General features: G+C 46.9%; 18 protein-coding genes, 1 tRNA gene and 2 pseudogenes. 16 read left to right on the top strand and 5 right to left on the bottom strand.

Annotated elements, in window-relative coordinates:
- Positions 1 to 36 precede the first annotated feature (36 nt).
- The 9 genes from NW212_RS00480 (at position 37) to NW212_RS00440 (ending at position 8,378) form a co-directional block, all read left to right on the top strand.
- Positions 37 to 120: transfer RNA gene (locus tag NW212_RS00480), tRNA-Leu, on the top strand.
- 240 nt (positions 121 to 360) lie between these two features.
- Positions 361 to 1,269 (top strand): hypothetical protein, encoded by a 909-nt coding sequence (locus NW212_RS00475; protein ID WP_258336693.1) that lies wholly within the window; start codon positions 361 to 363, stop codon positions 1,267 to 1,269.
- 232 nt (positions 1,270 to 1,501) lie between these two features.
- The gene (locus NW212_RS00470) at positions 1,502 to 1,789 is read left to right on the top strand and encodes a helix-turn-helix domain-containing protein (protein ID WP_022456179.1); all 288 of its coding nucleotides are present in this window, start codon (positions 1,502 to 1,504) and stop codon (positions 1,787 to 1,789) included.
- A gap of 5 nt (positions 1,790 to 1,794) precedes the next feature.
- A complete protein-coding gene (locus tag NW212_RS00465) occupies positions 1,795 to 2,868 on the top strand; it encodes an AAA family ATPase (protein ID WP_258336692.1) in 1,074 nt (357 codons plus the stop codon).
- Between the two features lie 162 nt (positions 2,869 to 3,030).
- On the top strand, positions 3,031 to 3,960 hold the full coding sequence (locus NW212_RS00460) for a toprim domain-containing protein (RefSeq protein WP_258336691.1): 930 nt from the start codon (positions 3,031 to 3,033) through the stop codon (positions 3,958 to 3,960).
- A gap of 156 nt (positions 3,961 to 4,116) precedes the next feature.
- Positions 4,117 to 4,500 carry a plasmid mobilization relaxosome protein MobC gene (gene mobC, locus NW212_RS00455; protein ID WP_258336690.1) on the top strand — a complete coding sequence of 128 codons (384 nt, stop codon included), beginning with the start codon at positions 4,117 to 4,119 and terminating at the stop codon, positions 4,498 to 4,500.
- A complete protein-coding gene (locus tag NW212_RS00450) occupies positions 4,466 to 5,395 on the top strand; it encodes a relaxase/mobilization nuclease domain-containing protein (protein WP_258336689.1) in 930 nt (309 codons plus the stop codon). The genes mobC and NW212_RS00450 overlap by 35 nt, the downstream gene beginning before the upstream one ends.
- A gap of 6 nt (positions 5,396 to 5,401) precedes the next feature.
- Positions 5,402 to 6,133 (top strand): hypothetical protein, encoded by a 732-nt coding sequence (locus NW212_RS00445; RefSeq protein ID WP_071148004.1) that lies wholly within the window; start codon positions 5,402 to 5,404, stop codon positions 6,131 to 6,133.
- Between the two features lie 229 nt (positions 6,134 to 6,362).
- Positions 6,363 to 8,378: a KUP/HAK/KT family potassium transporter gene (locus tag NW212_RS00440; protein WP_191710855.1), complete on the top strand. Its 2,016-nt coding sequence runs from the start codon at positions 6,363 to 6,365 to the stop codon at positions 8,376 to 8,378.
- Positions 8,379 to 8,536: 158 nt separating this feature from the next.
- Here NW212_RS00440 and NW212_RS00435 read toward each other — a convergent pair whose 3' ends face one another.
- Positions 8,537 to 9,655, bottom strand: coding sequence for a YhcG family protein (locus NW212_RS00435; protein WP_071148003.1), 1,119 nt, complete (start codon positions 9,653 to 9,655; stop codon positions 8,537 to 8,539).
- Between the two features lie 25 nt (positions 9,656 to 9,680).
- On the bottom strand, positions 9,681 to 10,910 hold the full coding sequence (locus NW212_RS00430; protein WP_087406038.1) for a site-specific integrase: 1,230 nt from the start codon (positions 10,908 to 10,910) through the stop codon (positions 9,681 to 9,683).
- Positions 10,911 to 11,345: 435 nt separating this feature from the next.
- Between NW212_RS00430 and NW212_RS00425 the strand changes: the two genes are divergently transcribed.
- Positions 11,346 to 12,155 (top strand): Fic family protein, encoded by an 810-nt coding sequence (locus tag NW212_RS00425; protein ID WP_258336688.1) that lies wholly within the window; start codon positions 11,346 to 11,348, stop codon positions 12,153 to 12,155.
- Here the strand turns inward: NW212_RS00425 and NW212_RS00420 are convergent.
- The gene (locus tag NW212_RS00420; protein ID WP_258336801.1) at positions 12,081 to 12,425 is read right to left on the bottom strand and encodes a nuclease-related domain-containing protein; all 345 of its coding nucleotides are present in this window, start codon (positions 12,423 to 12,425) and stop codon (positions 12,081 to 12,083) included. The genes NW212_RS00425 and NW212_RS00420 overlap by 75 nt on opposite strands.
- A 369-nt stretch (positions 12,426 to 12,794) precedes the next feature.
- Between NW212_RS00420 and NW212_RS00415 the strand changes: the two genes are divergently transcribed.
- The 3 genes and pseudogenes from NW212_RS00415 to NW212_RS00405 all read left to right on the top strand — a co-directional run bounded on the left by NW212_RS00415 (position 12,795) and on the right by NW212_RS00405 (position 14,225).
- On the top strand, positions 12,795 to 13,178 hold the full coding sequence (locus tag NW212_RS00415; RefSeq protein WP_258336687.1) for a VOC family protein: 384 nt from the start codon (positions 12,795 to 12,797) through the stop codon (positions 13,176 to 13,178).
- 12 nt (positions 13,179 to 13,190) lie between these two features.
- A pseudogene (locus NW212_RS00410) lies at positions 13,191 to 13,733 on the top strand (GNAT family N-acetyltransferase); the annotation flags it as partial.
- A gap of 27 nt (positions 13,734 to 13,760) precedes the next feature.
- A complete protein-coding gene (locus tag NW212_RS00405; protein ID WP_258336800.1) occupies positions 13,761 to 14,225 on the top strand; it encodes a GNAT family N-acetyltransferase in 465 nt (154 codons plus the stop codon).
- A 28-nt stretch (positions 14,226 to 14,253) separates the two neighbouring features.
- Here NW212_RS00405 and NW212_RS00400 read toward each other — a convergent pair whose 3' ends face one another.
- Positions 14,254 to 14,703 (bottom strand): hypothetical protein, encoded by a 450-nt coding sequence (locus NW212_RS00400; RefSeq protein WP_258336686.1) that lies wholly within the window; start codon positions 14,701 to 14,703, stop codon positions 14,254 to 14,256.
- Positions 14,704 to 15,156: 453 nt separating this feature from the next.
- Entirely contained in the window at positions 15,157 to 16,314 is a 1,158-nt protein-coding gene (locus tag NW212_RS00395; protein WP_258336685.1) for an FN3 domain-containing metallophosphoesterase family protein, read from the bottom strand.
- 329 nt (positions 16,315 to 16,643) lie between these two features.
- Here NW212_RS00395 and NW212_RS00390 point away from each other — a divergent pair, with 329 nt between their 5' ends.
- From NW212_RS00390 to NW212_RS00380, 3 genes and pseudogenes are all read left to right on the top strand, one after another.
- Positions 16,644 to 17,978, top strand: a complete 1,335-nt coding sequence (locus NW212_RS00390) for a DUF6055 domain-containing protein (protein ID WP_258336684.1) — start codon at positions 16,644 to 16,646, stop codon at positions 17,976 to 17,978.
- A 142-nt stretch (positions 17,979 to 18,120) separates the two neighbouring features.
- Positions 18,121 to 20,308, top strand: a pseudogene (locus NW212_RS00385) (alpha-galactosidase).
- Positions 20,309 to 20,336: 28 nt separating this feature from the next.
- Positions 20,337 to 21,308 (top strand): hypothetical protein, encoded by a 972-nt coding sequence (locus tag NW212_RS00380; RefSeq protein ID WP_258336683.1) that lies wholly within the window; start codon positions 20,337 to 20,339, stop codon positions 21,306 to 21,308.
- Positions 21,309 to 21,318: the final 10 nt, after the last annotated feature.

The following is a 21,318-nucleotide window of genomic DNA, read 5'->3' as shown; positions in this document are numbered from 1 at the left end:
GAAAGTTTATACCTTTGCACCGCAATTCAATGGAATGCCCAGATGGCGGAATCGGTAGACGCGCTGGTCTCAAACACCAGTGGAGTAACATCCATCCCGGTTCGACCCCGGGTCTGGGTACTTCAAACCCTTGGTAATCAACTGATTATCAAGGGTTTTTCTTTTTATCGGGCGTACTAAAAGTGTACTTCCTGACGAAAAGAAAAAGAAAGAGTACTTTCGCCGTTTTAGCAACCTTATATTTATGCTTTATTAACAAAGATGCTGCATATTTCTTCCTTTCTCCTGCTTTTGTTTGCTTTGAAAACGGTATCCATCACTTATCTTTGTAACCCAAACCGATTTTAATGCACAACGTATATGAAAGATTTCAGAGAAACCAACTTCAAAAAGATACAGCAGTTACTTGATAAATGTGTTGCCCATGAATACGGGATGAAAACTAATGCGCTTGCCTTAAAGCGTGAATACCTGACGGAAGCGCAAATGAATGACTACATCCGGCAAGAAATTTTCAACGTGACCGAGAACCTTGTATCCCTATGCCAAAAGAACCGTGCCTTGCACAATATACGTTTTGACATACTGATGCCGGACTTCCTTTGGGAAAGCGGTTTCTTCGAAAATCTCTCTCTTGACGAGCGGAAAAAATATATTTCGTTCCAATGTTCTTCTTTTGATATGGACAAATACCTGCAATCTTCCACTTGCTATGATGAGCAGCTTCCGTTCTTTTCTTCCATTGTGCGCCTTGTCATGCAGACCCAATATCTGGAATACCTCCAACAACTGGAGAACGCCAGTCATGCCTCTGTTCCTTTGGATGAGAAATCAGAAGAACAGCCAAAAGAAGAAGAGAAGGCACAGCCTGAGCCGACCAAGATAGTCGGGAAATCCAATCCATTCAAATCAGTCCTTACAACGCAACAAATCAAACTGTTGGTCGAATGTATCAACGAAGCGCACATATTCACCACGACAATCACCCCGAAAATCCTTTCGGACTTCTTCGCCTGCAAACTGAACGGGGTATTGAAGTCCAACAACAACCGCTTGCTGGCTTATCTGATGATGCAGCTTAGCTGCTACAACTATATCGCTTATGAGTGGCAGTCCGTCATAGCCAACAACAAGCTGGTACTTGCCAAGATAAAAGACAAATACCTCACACGCAGCGACTTGTCGAGCGCGACAGACAACGTGAAGTGCATCTACCCGAAAGGATACGAAATCATAGACAAATACATCAAGCAACTGCAAAAAGGTTGAGCATAGTCTGAGCGGTCAAACAAAGCTCAATTAGACTTCATTTCCAAGCCTTTAACTTTGCCCCCGTTAACAAAACGATGCGGCATGTCGGCATAGGTCAAAACAAAAATATTTCACGTGAGTTACCCGTAACTTATGTGTTGATGTTTTGGAGGATGCCGATTTTTGCTCCATCAAAAATAAAACGAGGGTGCGCACCTTCATATTGTTTCACCAAAAAGTTTCAAGCAATATGGAAAAAACTTTGGAAATGCGAGTGGAAGAACTCGAAAGAATGTTGTTCCTAACCAAGAACGTGCTTAGCTTTGATGAAGCGAGCACATTCCTCAACCTGTCCAAAAGTTACCTTTACAAGCTGACTTCGGGCAATCTGATTCCCCATTACAAGCCGCAGGGGAAGATGCTTTATTTTGAGAAGTCCGAACTGGAAGCATGGCTCCGCCAGAATCCGGTAAAGACCAAAACGCAGATAGAGCAGGAAGCGCAGAAGTATGTTCTCAACCGTCCCTTAAAGAAGTAAAGCCCATGGAAAACAAGAAAAGCACGGAGGCTAAAGGGGACACCATCATGAAGAAGGAAGAATTTGCTGCCCTTTGGAAAAGCATCCGTCTGAAAGTGACGGACACTTACGATGTGCCGCCTGAAATCCTTTGGGTAAACGGCTCCACCATCGGGACGCTGGGCAACTTCAGCGCCTCCACAGGCAAGGCGAAAAGCAAGAAGCCGTTCAACATCTCCGCCATCGTTGCAGCGGCACTGACCAATGACGAGGTGCTGCACTATTCGGCGTGCCTGCCTCCGGACAAACGGAAAATCCTTTATGTGGACACCGAACAGAGCAGGTACCATTGCCACAAGGTGATGGAACGCATCCTGCGGCTTGCCGGGCTGCCGACCGACCAGGACAGGGACGACTTTGTTTTCATCGTACTTCGGGAACAGACCCCTGACATGCGGAAGCGGATTATCGAGTATATGCTGGAGAACATGCCCGATGTGGGGCTGCTCATCATTGACGGCATCCGCGACCTGATGTATGACATCAACAGCCCCAGCGAATCGACCGACCTGATAAACCTGCTCATGCGCTGGTCAAGCGGATACAACCTGCACATTCATACCGTGCTGCATCTGAACAAGGGGGATGACAATACGAGGGGACATATCGGCACGGAACTGAACAACAAGGCGGAAACCGTCCTGCAAATCACCAAGAGCACGCAGGACGGGAACATCAGCGAGGTAAAGGCGGCACATATACGCGACCGGGACTTCGAGCCTTTCGCCTTCCGCATCAACGACAGCGCATTGCCCGAAGTCGTGGACGGCTATGTATTCCAGCAGCCCAAGCAGGAAAAAAGTTTCCCGCTTACGGAACTGACTGAACAGCAGCACCGCACGGCGTTGGAAAACGGTTTCGGCAAGCGCACCGTGCAGGGCTATTCCAACGTCATACACGCGTTGAAGCAGGGCTATGCAAGCATCGGCTACGAGCGGGGACGCAATGTCCTCGTGGCATTGAACACGTTCCTCGTGAACAAGCGTATGATTGTAAAGGAAGGAAAGGGATACCGTTACAATCCCGATTTTCACTACTAAAACAGGTTTGGTTTAGTTCGGACATATATATAAGGGGAACAGACTTCCCGTTTCCCGTCACTCCCGGCAATCAAGTCCGGTACAGTACGGGCGTATATATGAAGGTCTAAACCGGACTGGTACACTTCCCAATTATTCATCATCCACTAAAAAGTTTGCATTATGAACATTGAAGAAGCAAAGAAAATACCCATCACCGATTACCTGCACAGTCTGGGATATTCACCCGTCAAGCAGCAGGGAGCGAATCTATGGTACAAATCGCCACTGAGGGAGGAACATGAAGCATCCTTTAAAGTAAACACAGAACGGGAACAATGGTATGACTTCGGGGCTGGCAAAGGCGGCAACATCATCGCACTGGCACAGGAACTTTACTGTTCCGACCATCTGCCGTACCTCTTAAACCGGATAGCAGAACAGGCACAGCATGTCCGCCCGGTCAGTTTTTCTTTTCGGCAGCAAAGGTCGGCACCGAGTTTTCAACATTTGGAAGTCCGTGACCTCACCCATCCGGCATTGCTCCGTTACTTGCAGGGGCGTGGCATTGACCTTACACTGGCAAAAAGAGAATGCAGGGAACTGCGTTTCCCTCATGACGGCAAGCCCTACTTCGCCATCGGTTTCCCGAATGTGGTTGGCGGCTACGAGGTGCGCAACTCCTTTTTCAAAGGCTGCATTGCCCCGAAAGACATCACCCATATCCGGCAACAGGGCGAACCGAGGGAGAAGTGCCTGGTGTTCGAAGGCTTCATGGATTATCTTTCATTCCTCACGCTAAGGACAAAGAACTGCCCTGTCATGCCCAACCTTGACAGGCAGGATTACGTCATACTCAACTCCACCGCCAATGTACAGAAAGCCATTGACGCATTGGGGCAATATGAACGCATCCACTGCCTGCTCGACAATGACGGGGCAGGCATCCGGGCAACGCAAGCCATCACAGCGGAATACTCCTATCGGGTACGGGATTTCTCGCACAATTACCGGGAATATTCCGACCTGAACGATTACCTGTGCGGCAGGAAGCAGGAACAGAAAAACGGACAGAAACTGCTGCTAAGGCAGAAGAAAGGCAGGGGAATCTAACCCGGCGGAGATAGACACTGTGAGCAACGGGCAGACGTTTCTTAGGGGAAGCAAGGTTATGTTTCGGTAGACCGAAACCGCCTTGCTTTGCTCCCCGCAAAGGAAACCGCTCCCGTCGGTCGCAATTTTCAAGACAACTTCCAAAGACAAAAATGTATGACAGATACAAGGAACAAATCAGGCGGTCGTCCGGCAAAGAACCGGATAGACAAGCAAAGACGTGTGGTCAGCACGAAGCTGACCGAGTTGCAGTATTACACCGTTAGGAAGCGGGCATCAGAAGCCGGGCTGCGTGTCAGCGAGTATGTGCGGCAGGCTGTCGTGTCGGCAGAGATAACGCCCCGGCTGAACAGGCAGGATACGGACATCCTCCGCAAACTGGCAGGCGAAGCGAACAACATCAACCAGCTGGCGCACCGGGCAAATGCCGGAGGCTTTGCGAAAGTGGCGGTCGAACTGGTGAAACTTAAGAACAGGATAGTGGAAATCATAAGCCATTTGTCGGATGATTGGAAAAATAAGGAAAGGAAGCGGGTTTAAGGGCTGTGTGGACTACGTGCTGGGCAAGCAGCAGGCGGTCTTGCTCCATGCGGACGGAGTACTGGCGGAAAGCAGGCAGGACATCATCCGCTGCTTCTGCGCACAAGCCTCCATGAATCCCCGTCTGGGCAAGCCAGTCGGACATATCGCGCTGAGCTATTCGGTAAACGATGCGCCCAAGCTGACGGACGAGAAGATGATACAACTTGCGCAAGAGTATATGCGCGAGATGAAAATCACCGATACGCAGTACATCATCGTGCGCCACCAAGACAGGGAGCATCCGCATGTGCATATCGTGTTCAATCGCATAGACAACAACGGCAAGACCATCTCGGACAGGAACGACATGTACCGCAACGAGCAGGTGTGCAAGAAGCTGAAAGCCAAGCACGGGCTATACTTCGCCAAAGGCAAGGAACTGGTTAAGCGGCATCGCCTGAAAGAGCCGGACAAGTCGAAATACGAGATTTACACGACTGTGAGGAATGAAATCGGCAAGTCCAAAAGTTGGCGGCAGTTACAGGAGCGGCTGGCAGAAAAGGGCATCGGCATCCGCTTCAAGTATAAAGGGCGTACAGACGAGGTGCAGGGCATCTCCTTCACCAAAGGTGCCTATACGTTCAAAGGTTCGGAAATAGACCGCAATTTCAGCTTCTCCAAACTGGATAAGCATTTCGGGAACGCAGGAATGGATACCGTAGAAAATAGTCGCCAGCAGATAGTTTCCGCACCTATTTTGGAGCCTGAGCAAACACCGCAAAGGAACGACAGCCCTTCAATGGGCGGCTTGTTCAGCTTGTTCGATGTTTCGCCGTCTGCTCCATCGGACGAAGAAATTGACTGGAGTCTGAGAAAAAAGAAGAAGAAAAAGAAAAGACAACTTAAACTGTAAACGGATATGGAAGAAAATTTGATTTTAGAGGGGCTTCTCTCCATGGTCACGGAACTGAAGGAGAAGCAGGAAGCGCAGGTGACGCCAGCCGGACGCGAGGAAACCCTTTCCCGACTGGAGGCTATAGAACGGGCATTGTCTGAGTTACGCAGGAACCCGGCGGTTCCCGAAAAAGAGTTGCAAGACATCCTGACCCGGCTTGCCGAACTGCGGAAATCAGGACAGGAACAACGGCAATCTTTCGGGGAGGTCAAGAATTATGTAGTAGCCACTTTCGGCTGTCTCAAGGAAATGCTGGAAACAATGAAGCGGTACCATGATGAGCGCATGGCAGAAAAAGAAGAAGCCAAACCCGTACCGTTTCATCGGCGGATTTACAACAAAGTAACTTCTTTGGTACGCCCGAAGCTATTCCTCTTTTCGGCAGGTCTGATTGTCTGTGCCACGTCCCTGTTCCTGAATGTCCGTCTGGCTGAACGGATGGGGCAGTTGCAGGACAACGACATGAAATACCGTTATCTGCTGATGCAGGGACAAGCGGACGGCAATACCCTTGAAAGACTGGAGAATAAGTTCAAGTGGCAGCGGGACGAGCGTTTTATCCGCAACCTGACGGATTCGGTACTAGATTTTGAGGAACGTTGCCGCAGGCAGGCGGAAGCCTTGGAACGGGCAAAGCTGCTTAATGAGCAGGCTGAGCAGTTGAAAAAGGAAGCTGATAGGTTAGGAAATCAGTAAATAGCAAAAAGCCGAGGTGAAGGATAAGTCCCATAACTTCGGCTTTTGAGTTTAATAGTTATACGTAATTCAAACAGACTATTTTTTTAGACAAGCCTTGACCATCGTCAAGGTTTATATGATATTTTTCACGAAAAAAGAAAAGTGAAATCTTATTGTTAAGATTTTATTTTATATTTGCGCCGCTTAAAAGGAAAACAAATATATGTAGAACAAAAAACTACTTTTTATGGCAAACCTATCAAAAGAAGGCAATATTCAACATAAACTTGGATTTGCCGGGTTACTCATCACATTGGGTATTGTTTTTGGTGACATTGGAACATCGCCACTCTATGTTATGAAAGCCATCATTCATACTGGAGAAGCTCTTGATGAAAATTATGTTTTAGGCGCATTGTCTTGTATCATATGGACGCTTACTCTTCAGACTACGGTGAAATATGTGCTGGTGGCTCTCCGTGCCGACAATAACGGGGAGGGTGGCATACTTGCGCTTTATGCCCTTTTACGCCGCCACAGAAGAAGGTGGATTTACATCATTGCCATTATCGGTGCGAGCACTTTGCTTGCTGATGGTATTATCACTCCAGCCATTACGGTCACAACTGCCATAGAAGGACTTGAAAGTATCAGTCCGCATCTGCCTGTGATTCCTATTACACTGACCATTATTACCATTATATTTTTCGTTCAGCGTTTTGGTACAGAAAATATAGGACGGTCATTTGGCATATTTATGCTACTTTGGTTCCTGCTTCTTGGAATCGCCGGAGCTATCAGTCTGACTTCCTATCCTCAAGTATTCAAGGCATTCAATCCTTACTATGCCATACGGTTATTAGTGGAATCCCCCCACTGGTTTCTGATATTGGGTGCCGTTTTCTTGTGTACCACTGGTGCAGAAGCCTTATACTCTGATTTAGGGCACTGTGGCAGACGAAATATTACGGTCAGTTGGATATTTGTAAAGGTGATGCTTATTCTAAATTATTTGGGGCAAGGAGCGTGGGTATTGCATCATCCGGAAAGTGCAGAAGGTACAGTGAACCCATTTTATTCAATCATGCCACAAGAAATACTGTTGTTTTCCATAGCAATGGCTACCGGGGCAGCTATTGTTGCGAGCCAAGCTCTAATAAGCGGTTCATTTTCCATATTGAGTGAAGCTATGAACTTGAATTTCTGGCCTCGTATGCGTATTAAGCACCCTACCAACGTAAAAGGTCAGTCATTTATTCCAATGGTAAACCTTGTAATGTATATTGGAGTAATATTTACTATATTGTTGTTTCGAGATTCCACCCACATGGAAGCCGCTTATGGACTTGCCATAACTATTACAATGTTGATGACAACATTGTTGTTGGGATTCTATTTGCATATGCATAACATTCCACGCATTCTATCAATACTGTTTGTCGGCGGATATTGTGTTATTGAAGGTATTTTCCTTGCTGCAAACCTGTCCAAATTTATGGTCGGAGGTTGGTTTACGCTGTTAATAGGTGGATTATTATGTTTTATCATGTTTGTATGGGTAAGTGCCAACAAAATTCGTCGAAAACATATGTCTTCCAAACGGTTAAGTGAATACTACAACATTATTTCTGATATTAAGGCGGACGAAAGCATATCCAAATATGCTTCTAATCTTGTCTATGTGAATCATGCACACAAAGAAGGTTGTGTGGACGATAAATTGTTGTATTCCATAATTAATAAGCAGCCTAAACGGGCAGATCATTATTGGCTTATTAACCTTGAATTTGTGGATACACCAGACACACTTGAATATAATTGTTCCACATTAATAAAAGGGACATTGTTTAGTATAACCATGCGTATAGGTTTTCGTATAGAACCGCGCGTGAGCCTTTATTTACGACAAGTAGTTGATGACCTTGTTGCGGATGGTGAAGTAGAACTAACAAGTTCTTATCCTTCATTGCATAAGAATGGCATACCGGGTGATTTTCGCTTTATTATTATCCACCGGATATATTATCCTGAAGATTCCCGTAACCGCCGACAAAATTTGCTGATGAGCCTTTATGCATTAATTAGAAAGATAGGCATTGGAGAACCGAGTGCGTTGGGGCTTGACACATCGGTTGTTGTTGTCGAGCGTGTACCGTTAATTATAGCTAATAGGGCAAAACATATTCGTCGTATAGAGCGGATTAAGCCTGAAAAATGCGATAATGATGCTAATATAGTCTTGGAAGAACAGAATGTATCATAAGTGACTTGCTATAATTATCGTCTGCATTTACGGTTTAGTTCTGTCTTTTGTATATACATCCAAACTAACCTAAACCTATTCTTGTTGGCAGTAATAAACGTGCTGGCGAAAAGAGAAAGAATGGCTTTCCTTCTTTTCGCCAGTAGTGTTTTTTATTGCTAATAGTTTGCAGTTGAAATGAACTTCTTAATTTCCTCTTCAGTGGGAAGTTCTATCATATACTTTTGCACGAAGATGTTCGGGTCTAATCCGGCAGTGGCGTATTTTACCAACGTGTCGCCCTTCTCGGTGCAAAGCAGGATGCCGACAGGCGGATTGTCGTCGGGTTGCATCACTTCCGCCTTGAAGTAGTTAAGATATAGGTTCAGTTGCGAAGCGTATTCGTGGCGGAACTTGTCTATCTTCAATTCCACGATGACATGGCATTTCAAAATGCGGTGATAAAACACGAGGTCGGCAAAGAAATAATCCCCGTCTATCAGGATTCTCTTTTGGCGTGCTTCGAAGCAGAAGCCATGTCCCATTTCCAACAGGAAGCGTTGCAGGTTGTCCAGAATGGATTGCTCCAAGTCGTTTTCCGTTACCAAAGCACGGTCGTTCAATCCCAAGAACTCCAACGTAACGGGCGTGTTAATAATGTCTTTGGGCTGCAGCGGCATGGCTTGCCGTTGCACCAAAGCAGATAAGGCTTCTTTGTTTTTCGACAATCCGCTGCGCTCGTAATAGAGGGAATTGATTTGCCGCTCCAGTTCTCTTGCTGACCAACAACCCCTTATTGCTTCCATTTCATAGAAAGCACGTTTGACCGGATTTTCTATTTTAGAAATAAACTTTAAATGAGAATACGGTAATCTTTCAAATAATCTATCAGCTTGTGTATTCCATTCACTTGGTTGATTATTAACGGATTGTAATTCGGCACTCACCGTGTGCCGAATTGGGTCTGTGAATTCGGCGGACAGTGTGTGCCGAATTTCGCTTCCTGCCAATATGTATTGTGCGATAGGCTCTTTCAGTTGCGGATAAACAAGGTATAGCCGCCGGAACTCACGAAACCTGCGCTCGTTCAGTCCTTTGACATTCAACCGCTGTTCCAGTTTCTTCAACAGTTGTTCGCCGTATGCGGCACGGTCTTCACCGTTTTGCTCAAACTCCACGATATAGCAGCCCATGAGCCAATTGCGGGCAGTCAGGGCGAGGTTTACAGCGTGTGCGGCTTGCGCCTGCAACGTGCTTTGTATCGTGCTGATATGTTTTACTAATGCTTCAAAGTCCATAATTGCAAAGGTAAGTCTTTTATGGTTAAAACTTTAATTCCGGCAGGCTGTTTATCGCCTCCTCTTTCAATTTATCCACCGCACGGGTGTATTTCTCCGTATGTTTCAGTCCGCTATGCCCGAGCAGGCTGGCAACCGTCTTGATGTTCGCCCCATTGTTGAGGATATTCACGGCGAATGAGTGACGGGCGCAATGCCAGCTTATGTGCTTATCTATCCCGGCTCTTTTCACCCAACGCTTGACGGATTTGCAGCAACTTTCATACGAAGGCAGGTTGAAGATGAGAGCGTCTTTGTTACCGTCTGCCGGCGGTTCTCCCACAAGCGAAAGAAGGCCGTCATTGAGCGGAATGACCACACCGCTACTGGCGGAATGACCTTTGGTCTTGTTCTGCTCAAATTTTAGCAGCTTATTAGCGTAGTCGATATTCTTATAGGTAAGGTCTTTCACATCACAGAAGCGCAAGCCACAATACAGGCAAAAGATAAACGCACGCCTTACGTTGGGGTTCTCGTTGTCATAATGGCACGCAATCAACCGCTGGATTTCTTCCGGCGAAAGCACGTCCTTGCGTAGTATCTGGCTATCCGCCTTGCAGGTAACGCCTTTGCAGGGGTCTTTCAGCATCACATCGTGGTCAATCGCATAGTGGATAACCTTCTTGAAACGCTGGAAGATGCTTTTAGCCCCTTCGCCCACGCTACGGGATTGCAGATAAGCTACGAACTGTTCCATCATGTCCTTCGTGATAAGTTCCGGCTTGATGCCGAACTCGTGCATCGGGTAATGCTCCTTCAAAAAGTCCTTGAAACGGCTTAGGGCGATTTGCACCATCCGAATGTCTTTCTTGGTATAGTCATTGATATAGGCTTGAAAATAATCCAAGAAATTCACGTTCCGGTCTTTTTTCAGGCGATAGCCCAACATGCTTTCCTTGAACTCCTGTTCACGCTCGGCACGTATCCTTACGGCAAGTTCCAATGTTTCCTTGTTTTGCTGGCGTTCCGCAGGGGTACGTGGCTTCTCTATCAGATACAGGCTGAGGTTCTCTTTTCGCCTGTGATGCTTGATAGCGAACTTCGGCTTTCCCCGCATCTTACCGCTTTCATAATACACCTGATTACCGTTTTCATCCAATACGGGCTTTTCCTCTCTACCCAAATAATACTCCAGATACAAACTAATTCTGCCGTCCGACAGCCTGTTTTGCTCCAATTTAGGGTTTTCTTTCGTTTTATTTTCTAACTTTGCCATTGTTTAGAGGTTTTATCCCGATTTAGGTACCATAACCGGGTGATTACGCTAAATAATTGATTTTCTTTTGTTTTCCGATATTGCAAAGGTACAAAAGAAAATGGAATTTCAAAGTGTACTAAAAGTGTACTTAATGACGAAAAATGGGCAAAATATGGCAAAAATAGAGAAAATAAGAAAGATGCAAATAATTGATAATAAGGAAGATAAATTCTTTTATTTTCCTATGATTTCTATGCCTTGTACCGGGTCTGGGTACAAGGATAAAAGCTAAGTATTGATAAGTCAATCGCTTAGCTTTTTTCTTTTTGTCTAAACTTTCCCATATTTTCTCCACACGTGCAAAAAATATTGTAGTAAGTAGTTGTTTTCTTTGGATGCACAAAACAAATGCAGTACCTTTGAAAAGAAATAAATCCCATTAAATAAAAGTCAATGGAACAAGGTGTTTGGCATGAGATTGAACTGTTGTACCAGAAGTTCCAGCAACTTGGTATCAGTGAAGCGGTGGACTATGAGAAGTACTACCTCTATTCTCTTATTACCCATTCTACAGCGATTGAGGGTTCAACACTTACCGAAGTGGAGGCGCAAATGCTTTTCGATGAGGGTCTGACTGCCAAAGGAAAGCCATTGGTATATCACTTGATGAATGAGGACTTAAAGAAAGCATACGAGCTTGCCAAAGAAGAAGCCGAACATAAAGAACCCATCACATCAGTATTTTTACAGAAATTGAATGCTGTGTTGATGCGTACTACAGGCAGTACCTATAATGTAATGGGTGGCTCTTTTGATTCTTCCAAAGGCGAATTCCGTTTGTGTGGTGTTACAGCTGGCATTGGTGGACGTTCTTATATGAGTTATCAGAAAGTCCCTGCCAAAGTAGATGAACTTTGCGCTTTATTGCAGGAAAAGCAAAAGGCTGTGGGAACATTTCGGGAACAATACGAACTAAGCTTCAATGCCCATCTTAACTTAGTAACCATTCATCCGTGGGTAGATGGCAACGGAAGAACCGCCCGCCTGCTGATGAATTACATTCAGTTCTGCTACAATCTTTTTCCAACTAAAATATTCAAGGAAAATAGAGAAGAATATATACTTTCCCTGTACCAATGTCAGGACGAAGAAACGAATCAGCCGTTTTTGGACTTTATGGCTGGTCAGCTAAAGAAATCCCTCTCTTTGGAGGTTGAGCGGTTCAATGCTTCGCAGAAGAGAGGGGTTAGCTTTCTGTTTTAGTCCGGCATTTTGCTTTATCGGATTGTAAAACTGGTGTTTGCTTTTATAAATGGTTTGTGTCCAGTATTCGCTGTTCTCGCCACCTGAAATCCAGCCTTTATATCCCTTTGTCTCAATGATAAAGACACCATAAGGCGAAACTACGATATGGTCGATTTGTGTTGAATGTTCATTGTCTTCGAACAGCAGATTATTGAACACGACGTATTCTTCAGGCAGTTTCTGAATTTTGTTTCTTACAAGCCTTTCAGAATACTTGCCTTTCCACATCGGCATCTTTAATTTAATGAAGATCACCGCTGCAAAAAATAGAATGATGCCGGCGATATACATATTATTGAATGAACAGATTCTTTTTATTTATCTTTTACCTGCTTTGAATCCCCATTGGACATGCCGTCTTCTTCCTGTAGCCTTATCCAAGAAAGATATTCTGCTGTAAAGATACATAATTTTCCCATTGTTCCTTGAATTATTCTTATTAACCGGACTTTTTTTTAACTTTGAAGATTTCATTCTTGATTTCTATTCTTCAGTTGCTTTTTGTCGGATTATTATTACTTTTGTAATCAGACAATAAATCGGACTGGCTGGGTCAGTCCGGTACCTGAATGTGTAATTTATAAAAGAGGGGAATTTATGAAACTTGATCATGTGGCGATGTATGTGAATGACCTGGAAACTGCCCGGGATTTCTTTATCCGTTATTTTGGGGCGGTGTCAAATGAGATGTATCCTAACCCGCGGACAGGGCTGAAGACTTACTTCCTTTCTTTTGACCGTGGAGCGCGGCTGGAAATCATGTCGCGCCCGGATATGGCGGACCTGCCTAAAGATCCTTTGCGGACAGGACTTGTCCACCTTGCTTTTTGCGTGGGAGGGAAAGAAAAAGTCGATCAGCTGACGGAGTGTCTTCGTGCTGACGGTTATGCGGTTGTCAGCGGTCCGCGCATTACGGGCGACGGTTATTATGAAAGCTGCATTGAAGGGCCGGAAGGCAATCTGGTGGAAATCTCAGAATGAAAAGGTAGTGTTATGGGCAATTGTTTGGAAACTTCTCGTCTTATTCTCCGTCCTTGGCAAGAAGCCGATGCGGAATCCCTCTATAAATATGCCAAAGATCCGGCCGTCGGTCCTGTTGCCGGATGGCCGCCTCATGCGTCGGTTGAACATAGCCGCGAGATTATCCGCACCGTTTTTTCGGAGCCGGAAACGTATGCGGTGGTGCTGAAAGAAACGGGCGAGCCGGTGGGAAGTGCAGGCATCATGCGCGGAGATGGAATGCACAGCGCAGATATGCAGGCTGATGAGGCTGAGATCGGTTACTGGATCGGCGTTCCTTATTGGGGAAAAGGCATGATCCCGGAGGCCGTGCGTTGCCTGTTGCGCAGATGTTTTGCCGATTTGGGCATGTCGGCCGTATGGTGCGGCTTTTATGACGGGAACAGGCAATCGCAGCGGGTAATGGAGAAGTGCGGGCTTACGTATCATCATACAGAAACAGGCAAAGTTTCTCCTTTGGGAGATGTGCGTACAGAGCATTTCATGCGGATAACTGCGGAAGAGTGGAACTTACGTAACGAAATCTTGAGGGATTCTCCGGATCTGAACGATTCTCCTGAGATTTGTCTTGTTTCTTCGGATAAGAAACGGTATCTCTCCCTTCTGCTTCTTGCCGACGAACAAGAGTCGATGATCGACCGTTACCTGGAACGGGGTGATCTGTATGTCATGCGGGATAAGCAGACGCATGACGCTTTTGCCGTGGCGGTCGTTACGCTTGAGGGAGAAGGTGTTTGCGAATTGAAGAATCTGGCTGTATCTCCGCAATGCCAGCGCAAGGGGATGGGGAAGCGGATGGTGGAATACCTTTTCGGACGTTATAAGGGAATGTGTCATACGATGCTTGTCGGTACGGGCGACAGCCGGCAAACTGTCGGTTTCTATCTGAGCTGCGGTTTCACCTATTCGCATACGGTGCCCGACTTTTTTACGCAGCATTATGATCATCTTATCGTAGAGGAAGGACAGGTGTTGCGTGATATGCTTTATTTCCGCCGGACCTTGTGATGAGAGGGCGGATGGCATTGCCGGCTCCTTATTTTGCGTCCAGGCGATACCGTTCGAGCCTTTCGTTCAGGATGTTGCATATCTCCGGGAGGTTGTCAAGCATAACGCTGAGCAGGCCGGTAGGAACATTGCCCTTCTTCCGCGAATAAGCCGCATAAATCTGGCTTCCTGCTACATAGAAAAATCCGATGTCTTCAAACATGAATGTCTTGTATCCGAATCTGATGGGAACCAGCACCTTAAGGCGGTCCTTGTGAATGGTTGCCCAAGGCCGGCTGAACAGCCGAAGCATCGTATATCCCAATGAAACGACAAAGCCTGCTCCGAAGAAAGCGGCACCTGAATAGCCGATGATGACATGGAGCGGATAGGTGTCATGAGCCATAAACCATCCTCCATAAACGAATAGGGCGCATCCCACCGATAGGGTCAAGCTTTTCAATGTGCCTGGATATATTTTTATTGTTAATCTGTTCATAACTTCAAAGGTAACTTTTTTCTGAACGTGCCGGAATGTCGGGCCGTAAAATTTGAAATATTTGGGCGACTGATCAGGACAGGTTCAAAATGGGGGGTAAAATTACCGTATAAAAGAATAAAACGACAGATTGTTAACGTTTTTTGGCAGAAAAAAGCCCGGGTACTCGTGTGTCATGTCTTTTTCTTTCCGCTTTTTTGAGAAAAATGTAAATCGGCCGGGCGGTGGAATAAAAGCAGGTTCCCGTTCCGGAAACTTCAGAATGCGGTTGTGAAAACTTCAAACGGCGATGTGGTCTGTATAAACCACGTCGCCGTTTGTGCAGACCACGTTGTCGTTTCTATAAACCACGATGCGGTTTACAGAATGTGTCGGAGAATCTGCATTTTTTGTCCGAGGCGTTGAAGAAAAGTCCTGCCGCGGTCTGACAGATATAGGATTGGCCGGTTCGGTTCAGAATGTCGTGTCCAGCAAGACATTGCCGGCGTTGTCGATGACCTTTGCCTTGATTTTTCCATCCGAAATGTCCAGGCGTGTGGCGCTCCGGTTGCTTCCTACAATCACCGGAAAGGCATTTCCGGCTTTGTCTTTCTCATGAAAGGCGAAGCGGTGCGTGTGGCCTGAAACCATCAGGTCAATGCCGGCCTTGTTGAGTATGGGAAGCATTTTGGCTTTCAGGTCATTGATTCCGTGGTTCAGTTCCTCGTCGGGGAAGACGTTGGCCATCGGGAAATGAGAGATGACGATGCGGTAGCGTGCGGTTTTGAACTCTTCCGTTTCAACCAGCTGTGCCAGCCATTCCGCCTGTTCCGTGCGGTAAGCGTCGAAGTCCGTCAGTCCGGCATATACAGGCACATTGTCCGGCTTGTCTTCTCCGCAGTCCAGCATTACAATCATGATGTCCCCGATGCGGCGCGAACCATAGATCTTTCCGCTTGACTTCGGGAACAGCCCCGGATAGCTGCGTGCCAGCTTTCCCCGTGTTTCGTGGTTTCCGCGCACCATATCGAAAGGAATGGAAGATGCGAACAAACGGACGCTTGTGTCGATGAAAGCCTGGAATGGCGTTTCATCGTTTTCCATGTAGCTCATCATATCTCCGGCGTAAAGGAAAGCGTCGCAGGTCTTGTAGTCGCACAGGTTGAGCAGGGTTTCCAGCTGGCTGCTGTTGTTATGGACATCGCTCACCACGAATAAAGAGCCTCCTTTGCTTTCCGGGTCGACGGTTCGGAAAGTATACCATTGCGACACGATGCTGTCACCGAACACCACCTTGTACGGCTGGAAGTCACGCATCTCTTTCGAGCGGATGCGGTAATTGTAGACCGTTCCTGGCCTCAGTCCTTCCGCCCTGACGGAATGGAAAGTCGTGTTGGCGTCACGCAGTCCATGTTCCGCGTGATAGCATTGTCTGATATCCTTGCTTCCCTCTTCCTTCAGTTCGATATAGGAGAACGATGGGAGCGAGGTTGTAAACACGAACGTTGCTCCTTGAGGTGTCACTTCCTGGAGGTAAGGGCCGTGTGAAACGGTGAACAAGGCTTGTGGCTGAGCCATGAGGCTGGTTAGCGCAGAAGAAATGAATGCAAGTGCAAGATAAAGTTTTTTCATGTCGGTATTGATTTTTTGATTGTGATGCAAAATAAATGAAATTAACCGATGGATTGTAAGCGGAGGTGTCTTTTTTTAATGTGCAGGATAGAATTTTATTATGGATCTAGAACCTGATATAACATTACTTTATTGGAAAAATAAAACAGGCTCTTAGGTAATGCCGCTTATTAGAACAGATAGCAAAGTCGTAAGGACGGAAAACAAAGCGATATACAATCGCTCCGTTTAAATTTGCACACAGACAGATGCCGCAGGTAGCGGCTTCTGATGACGGAAGTTTTCATATAGGATAAATATAAAGACACAACTTATTAAAATCAGCGATTATGAAAAGAACAAAAGTTATGGGCATCCTGCTTGCATGTGCCTTGCTGGTGGGAGGTATCTGTCCATCGGCCGCGAAAGGAAAGACAATTCTGATTCCGGAAAAACAGAAAAAGGAAAACAGGTTCGGGCAGACGGACGGAAACTTTTCGTATGAGTATAAGGCCGAGTCGGAGAATCTGGTCCTGTTTTGGGAGAAGTCGTTCGGAAAGAATCCGGAGCAGTATTCCAACAAGTCCAGACGTTTCTATCCGGACGAGATCTTGCGCGAAGGCGAACGATTCTATACGTATTATACGGACAAGCTGAAATTCGCTGACCGGACGACATCGAATGCATCAAAGTATAAGATGATAATCTGGATGTTCAATGATGATGAAACAACTGCTTACGGATGGGGAGATGAAGGAGTAGGAATGATGTGGATGCGCCCGTGCCGAACCAATGCCTACCCTTACTGCGCGCTGGCTCATGAGATGGGGCATTCTTTTCAGTATATGACAGAAGCCGACGGGGCGCGAGGCTTTTCGGGAAGCCCGCTGGTGGAGTATACCTCGCAATGGATGCTCTGGCAGGTTTATCCCTCTTGGGTGACGCTCGAAAAGTTTCATCTGGATGCTTATATGAAACAGACGCACTATTCGCTGCTGAACGGGGAGAATCAATACCATGCGCCCCAGTTCCTTGAATATTGGTCATACAGGCATGGACTGGATTTTATTGCACGTCTTTGGAAAGAGGCCGAGGGCACGGAAGATCCCGTTTCTGCCTATAAGCGTCTTACGGGGGTCGGTCAGGAGCAGTTCAATGATGAGGTTTATGATGCCGCTTCACGTTTTGTGACCTGGGATTTGCCACGTGTCAAGGCTTCGTGCAGCAGTTATGCTAACCAGCATAGCTGTAAAATGGAGGGCAAGGAAAACGGCTGGATACAGATCGCTCAAAGTCGTTGCCCGCAGAATTACGGATACAATGCGATCCGTTTGAGCGTTCCTGAAGGTGGAACCGAGGTCAGGCTGGACTTTGAATGCATTGCGGGCAGCCGGGATTTTCACAATGTACACCCGGACAAGGCTGGATGGCGCTACGGTTTTGTTGCTGTGACCACCGAGGGCAAACGTGTCTACGGCAATATGAACCGCGGAGAAAACGGAATGAACCGTACGGCCAGCTTCTCTGTGCCTCAGAACACTCAGTTCCTTTGGCTGGTGGTGACCGGTGCACCGACAGCACATTGGGAAACTTACAGAAACGGTGAGAAAAAAGGCGAAGAAACGCAATGGCCTTACCGCATCAGACTGGACGGGACATCTGTACATCCTTCTGTTTTGAAGTGAGAGATAAATTTTAGTTCCGTTTTGCGTTTGTTGCCGTTCTGTTTTCCTGTTTCCATCTGTCGGATAATTCGCGGGCCGAAGCGGGGAAAATCAGAACAGGCTTTAAGAAAATCAGTGACCAACAATATAATCATCAGTGAAAATGAAAACAAGAATTTATTTGCTGGCGGCACTCGGACTGTTTTCCGTGTCTTCGCCGGCCAAAGATTATCTGGTGTCAACCGGAAACACTTCGCTTTTGCTTACAGTGGAGAAGGGGGAGAAGCCCAAATTCCAATATTACGGAAGCCGCATATCTCCGGCTGACATACAAAGCGTTTATGATAGCGGGCTCGCTTTCAACGCTGACAGTTATCCGGTTTTCGGACTCAATACAGCCGGAGAGCGTGCCATGGCGGTTACGCATGCAGACGGAAACATGTCGCTCGACCTGGCCGTAGAAGAGGTCAGGCAATATTCCGATGATGAGGGAGAGATAACGGAAATATGTATGAAAGACAAGGTTTATCCTTTTTGTGTAAAGCAGTGCTTCAAGGCTTATAAAGAAAGCGATATCATTTCGACATGGGTGGAGGCGGAAAACATGGGCAAGAAGCCGGTTACGCTGTATCGTTTTGCTTCTGCCTTTTTGCCCGTCAGACGCGGCGAGAATTGGCTGACTCACTTTCACGGGCATTGGGGGGGCTGAGTCAACGATGGAAGAAGAAAAGCTCACTAACGGGCAGAAAGTGATTTCCAATAAGGACGGACTGGTGAACACGGAAACGGACAATCCTTCTTTCATGATCAGTCTGGACGGAAAGCCTCAGGAAGAGTCCGGACAAGTGTTCGGGGGTACTTTGGCGTGGACTGGGAATTACCTTATCAAGATGGATCTGAGAAATACTCAGTTTAATGTGATAGCAGGAATCAATGAAGAAACTTCTCATTATCAGCTGGAAGCAAAAGAAAAGTTCGTTACTCCGGAGTTTGCCATGACATACAGCAGTTGCGGGAAAGGCGGCATTAGCCGTGCCTTTCACCGTTGGGCGAGAAAATACAAGCTGCATGGAGGTGATGAATTGCATGACATTCTGCTGAACGGTTGGGAAGGCGTTTATCTGAAGGTGAATCAGGAGAGCATGGAAGAGATGATGAAGGATTTTTCTGCACTGGGCGGGGAACTGTTTGTCATGGACGACGGATGGTTCGGCAACAAATATCCGCGCAACCGGACGGATTGTGCATTGGGCGACTGGGAGGTCTGCAAGGAAAAGTTGCCGGAAGGCATCGAAGGGTTGCTGAAGTCGGCTAAGAAATATGGAATCAAGTTCGGCCTTTGGATAGAACCGGAGATGGCAAATACGAAAAGTGAACTGTTTGATAAACATCCCGATTGGATTATGCGTGTAGCAAACCGTCCCTTGTCGACAGGGAGAGGTGGCACTCAGGTGGTGCTTGATCTGACAAACCCCGAGGTGCAGGATCATGTGTTTGGAGTTGTAGACAAGCTGATGACGCAATATCCCGAAATCTCCTACATGAAATGGGACGATAACTGCTGGCTGATGGATTATGGCTCTTCTTTCCTGCCCAAGGACAAGCAGTCGCATCTCTACATCGACTATCACCGCGGGCTGAACAAGGTGCTGGAACGCATTCGGGCCAAATATCCGGATCTGGTTTTGCAGGCATGTGCCGGCGGAGGCGGGCGTGTGAATTACGGGATGCTTCCGTACTTCAACGAGTTCTGGACCAGCGACGACACCGACGCGCTTCAACGCATCTACCTCCAATGGGGAATTTCCAATTTTTATCCGGCCATTGCCATGGCTGCCCATGTCAGTGCGGACAAGAATCACCAGACAGGGCGCACCCTGCCGTTAAAGTTTCGTTTTGATGTGGCTATGTCGGGACGTCTGGGCATGGAAATGCAGCCTAAGGACATGACGGACAAGGATAAGGATTTTGCCAGACGGGCCATTGCGGCATATAAGGAGATACGTCCCGTCGTTCAATTGGGAGATTTGTACCGGTTGGTTTCACCATATGACAATAAAGGTGTATCTTCGCTCATGTACGCAACGGAAGACAAGAGCCGTGCGGTTTTCTTTGCTTACAAGACAGATCACTTCATTAACATGACCGTTCCTTTTGTACGCATGAGCGGTCTTGATCCGGGCAGGAATTATCGAATCACGGATCTTACTCCTGTACGTGCAGACAAACCCTGCCCGTTGGACGGGAAAGTAATCAGTGGAAAAGTGTTGAAAGAGGAAGGCATCGCTCTTTCGAAACTGCTGACATCCGAATATGCAAGCCTTGCGCTGGAATTGCGGGCTGTGGAATGATATTTATAAGCGACTAAAAGAATAAACCATGAAAGTGAAAAATACATGTGCAACATTTGCATTCTGTGCATTGTCTGTTCTCTCCGTTTCGGGAAAGAACAACTGCTCGCAAGAACAGTTCATCAATCTGCTGAATATCGAAAAGGGCTACAAACCCATGCCGCAAGGCTTCTTCTTCGCCGATTTGGGCGGATGGCACGGCTATGGATTCAACAGGAAGTCGGATTTGTCACTGGCGGGAGGATTCAGAGGGCCTGCGTTTGCCGGGGAGCGTTCGCTGGGGCTGCAATGGCTGTCTGACTGCCTCAGCCGGCTTGTACTCAAGGAAAACGGGAAAGATATTCCGTTCGAAGCTGTCGGGGCGAACGAATACCTTCCGGGAATGCTCAGACAAAGCCTGGATGCCAAAGAGCTTGCTGTACATCTGAAAGAGATAGCAATCTCAGACCGGAGCACTTTGACGGAATATGAAATTCGCAACGAGGGGAATTCTGAGCGTGAGATAGAAATTGGATTTACGGGAAAGCTGACATATAAGGATGCCTCGTGCAAGGCTGTAGACGGAGATGATATACATGTCGGTGTAAAAGACGGACGTCATCATTTCATATTCTCCTTCTCGGAAGACGGAAATTTGCAGATGGACGGAACGCAAGGATATATGATGAATATGGGAAGCCGTTCCTTGCGTCCGGGCAAGTCGGTAAAATTGTATGTGTTCACCACTTATTGTCCTGCATCTACCGAGCAGGAGGCCATGGCTGAACACCAAAGCATACGGAGCAATGAAACGGAAAAATATTTCAAGGAAAACAAGAAGCGGTGGGAAGGCTATATCCGTTCCATTGTAGACCGTCCTACTCCTTATATGGAAAGCGAACGCAACAGGAAATGGGCAGTAAAGGCATTGATGACGCTGCATACCAACTGGCGCAGTGCGGCCGGAGATTTGAAGCATGGGGGTGTGCAGCCGGCTACCGGACACTTCAATGCGTTCTAGGCATGGGACA

The organism is Bacteroides sp. ET225 (genome assembly GCF_024733745.1).
GTDB lineage: Bacteria > Bacteroidota > Bacteroidia > Bacteroidales > Bacteroidaceae > Phocaeicola > Phocaeicola excrementipullorum.
The sequence above is the reverse complement of the archived record's forward strand: the minus strand, read 5'-3'. Positions and strand labels throughout refer to the sequence as shown.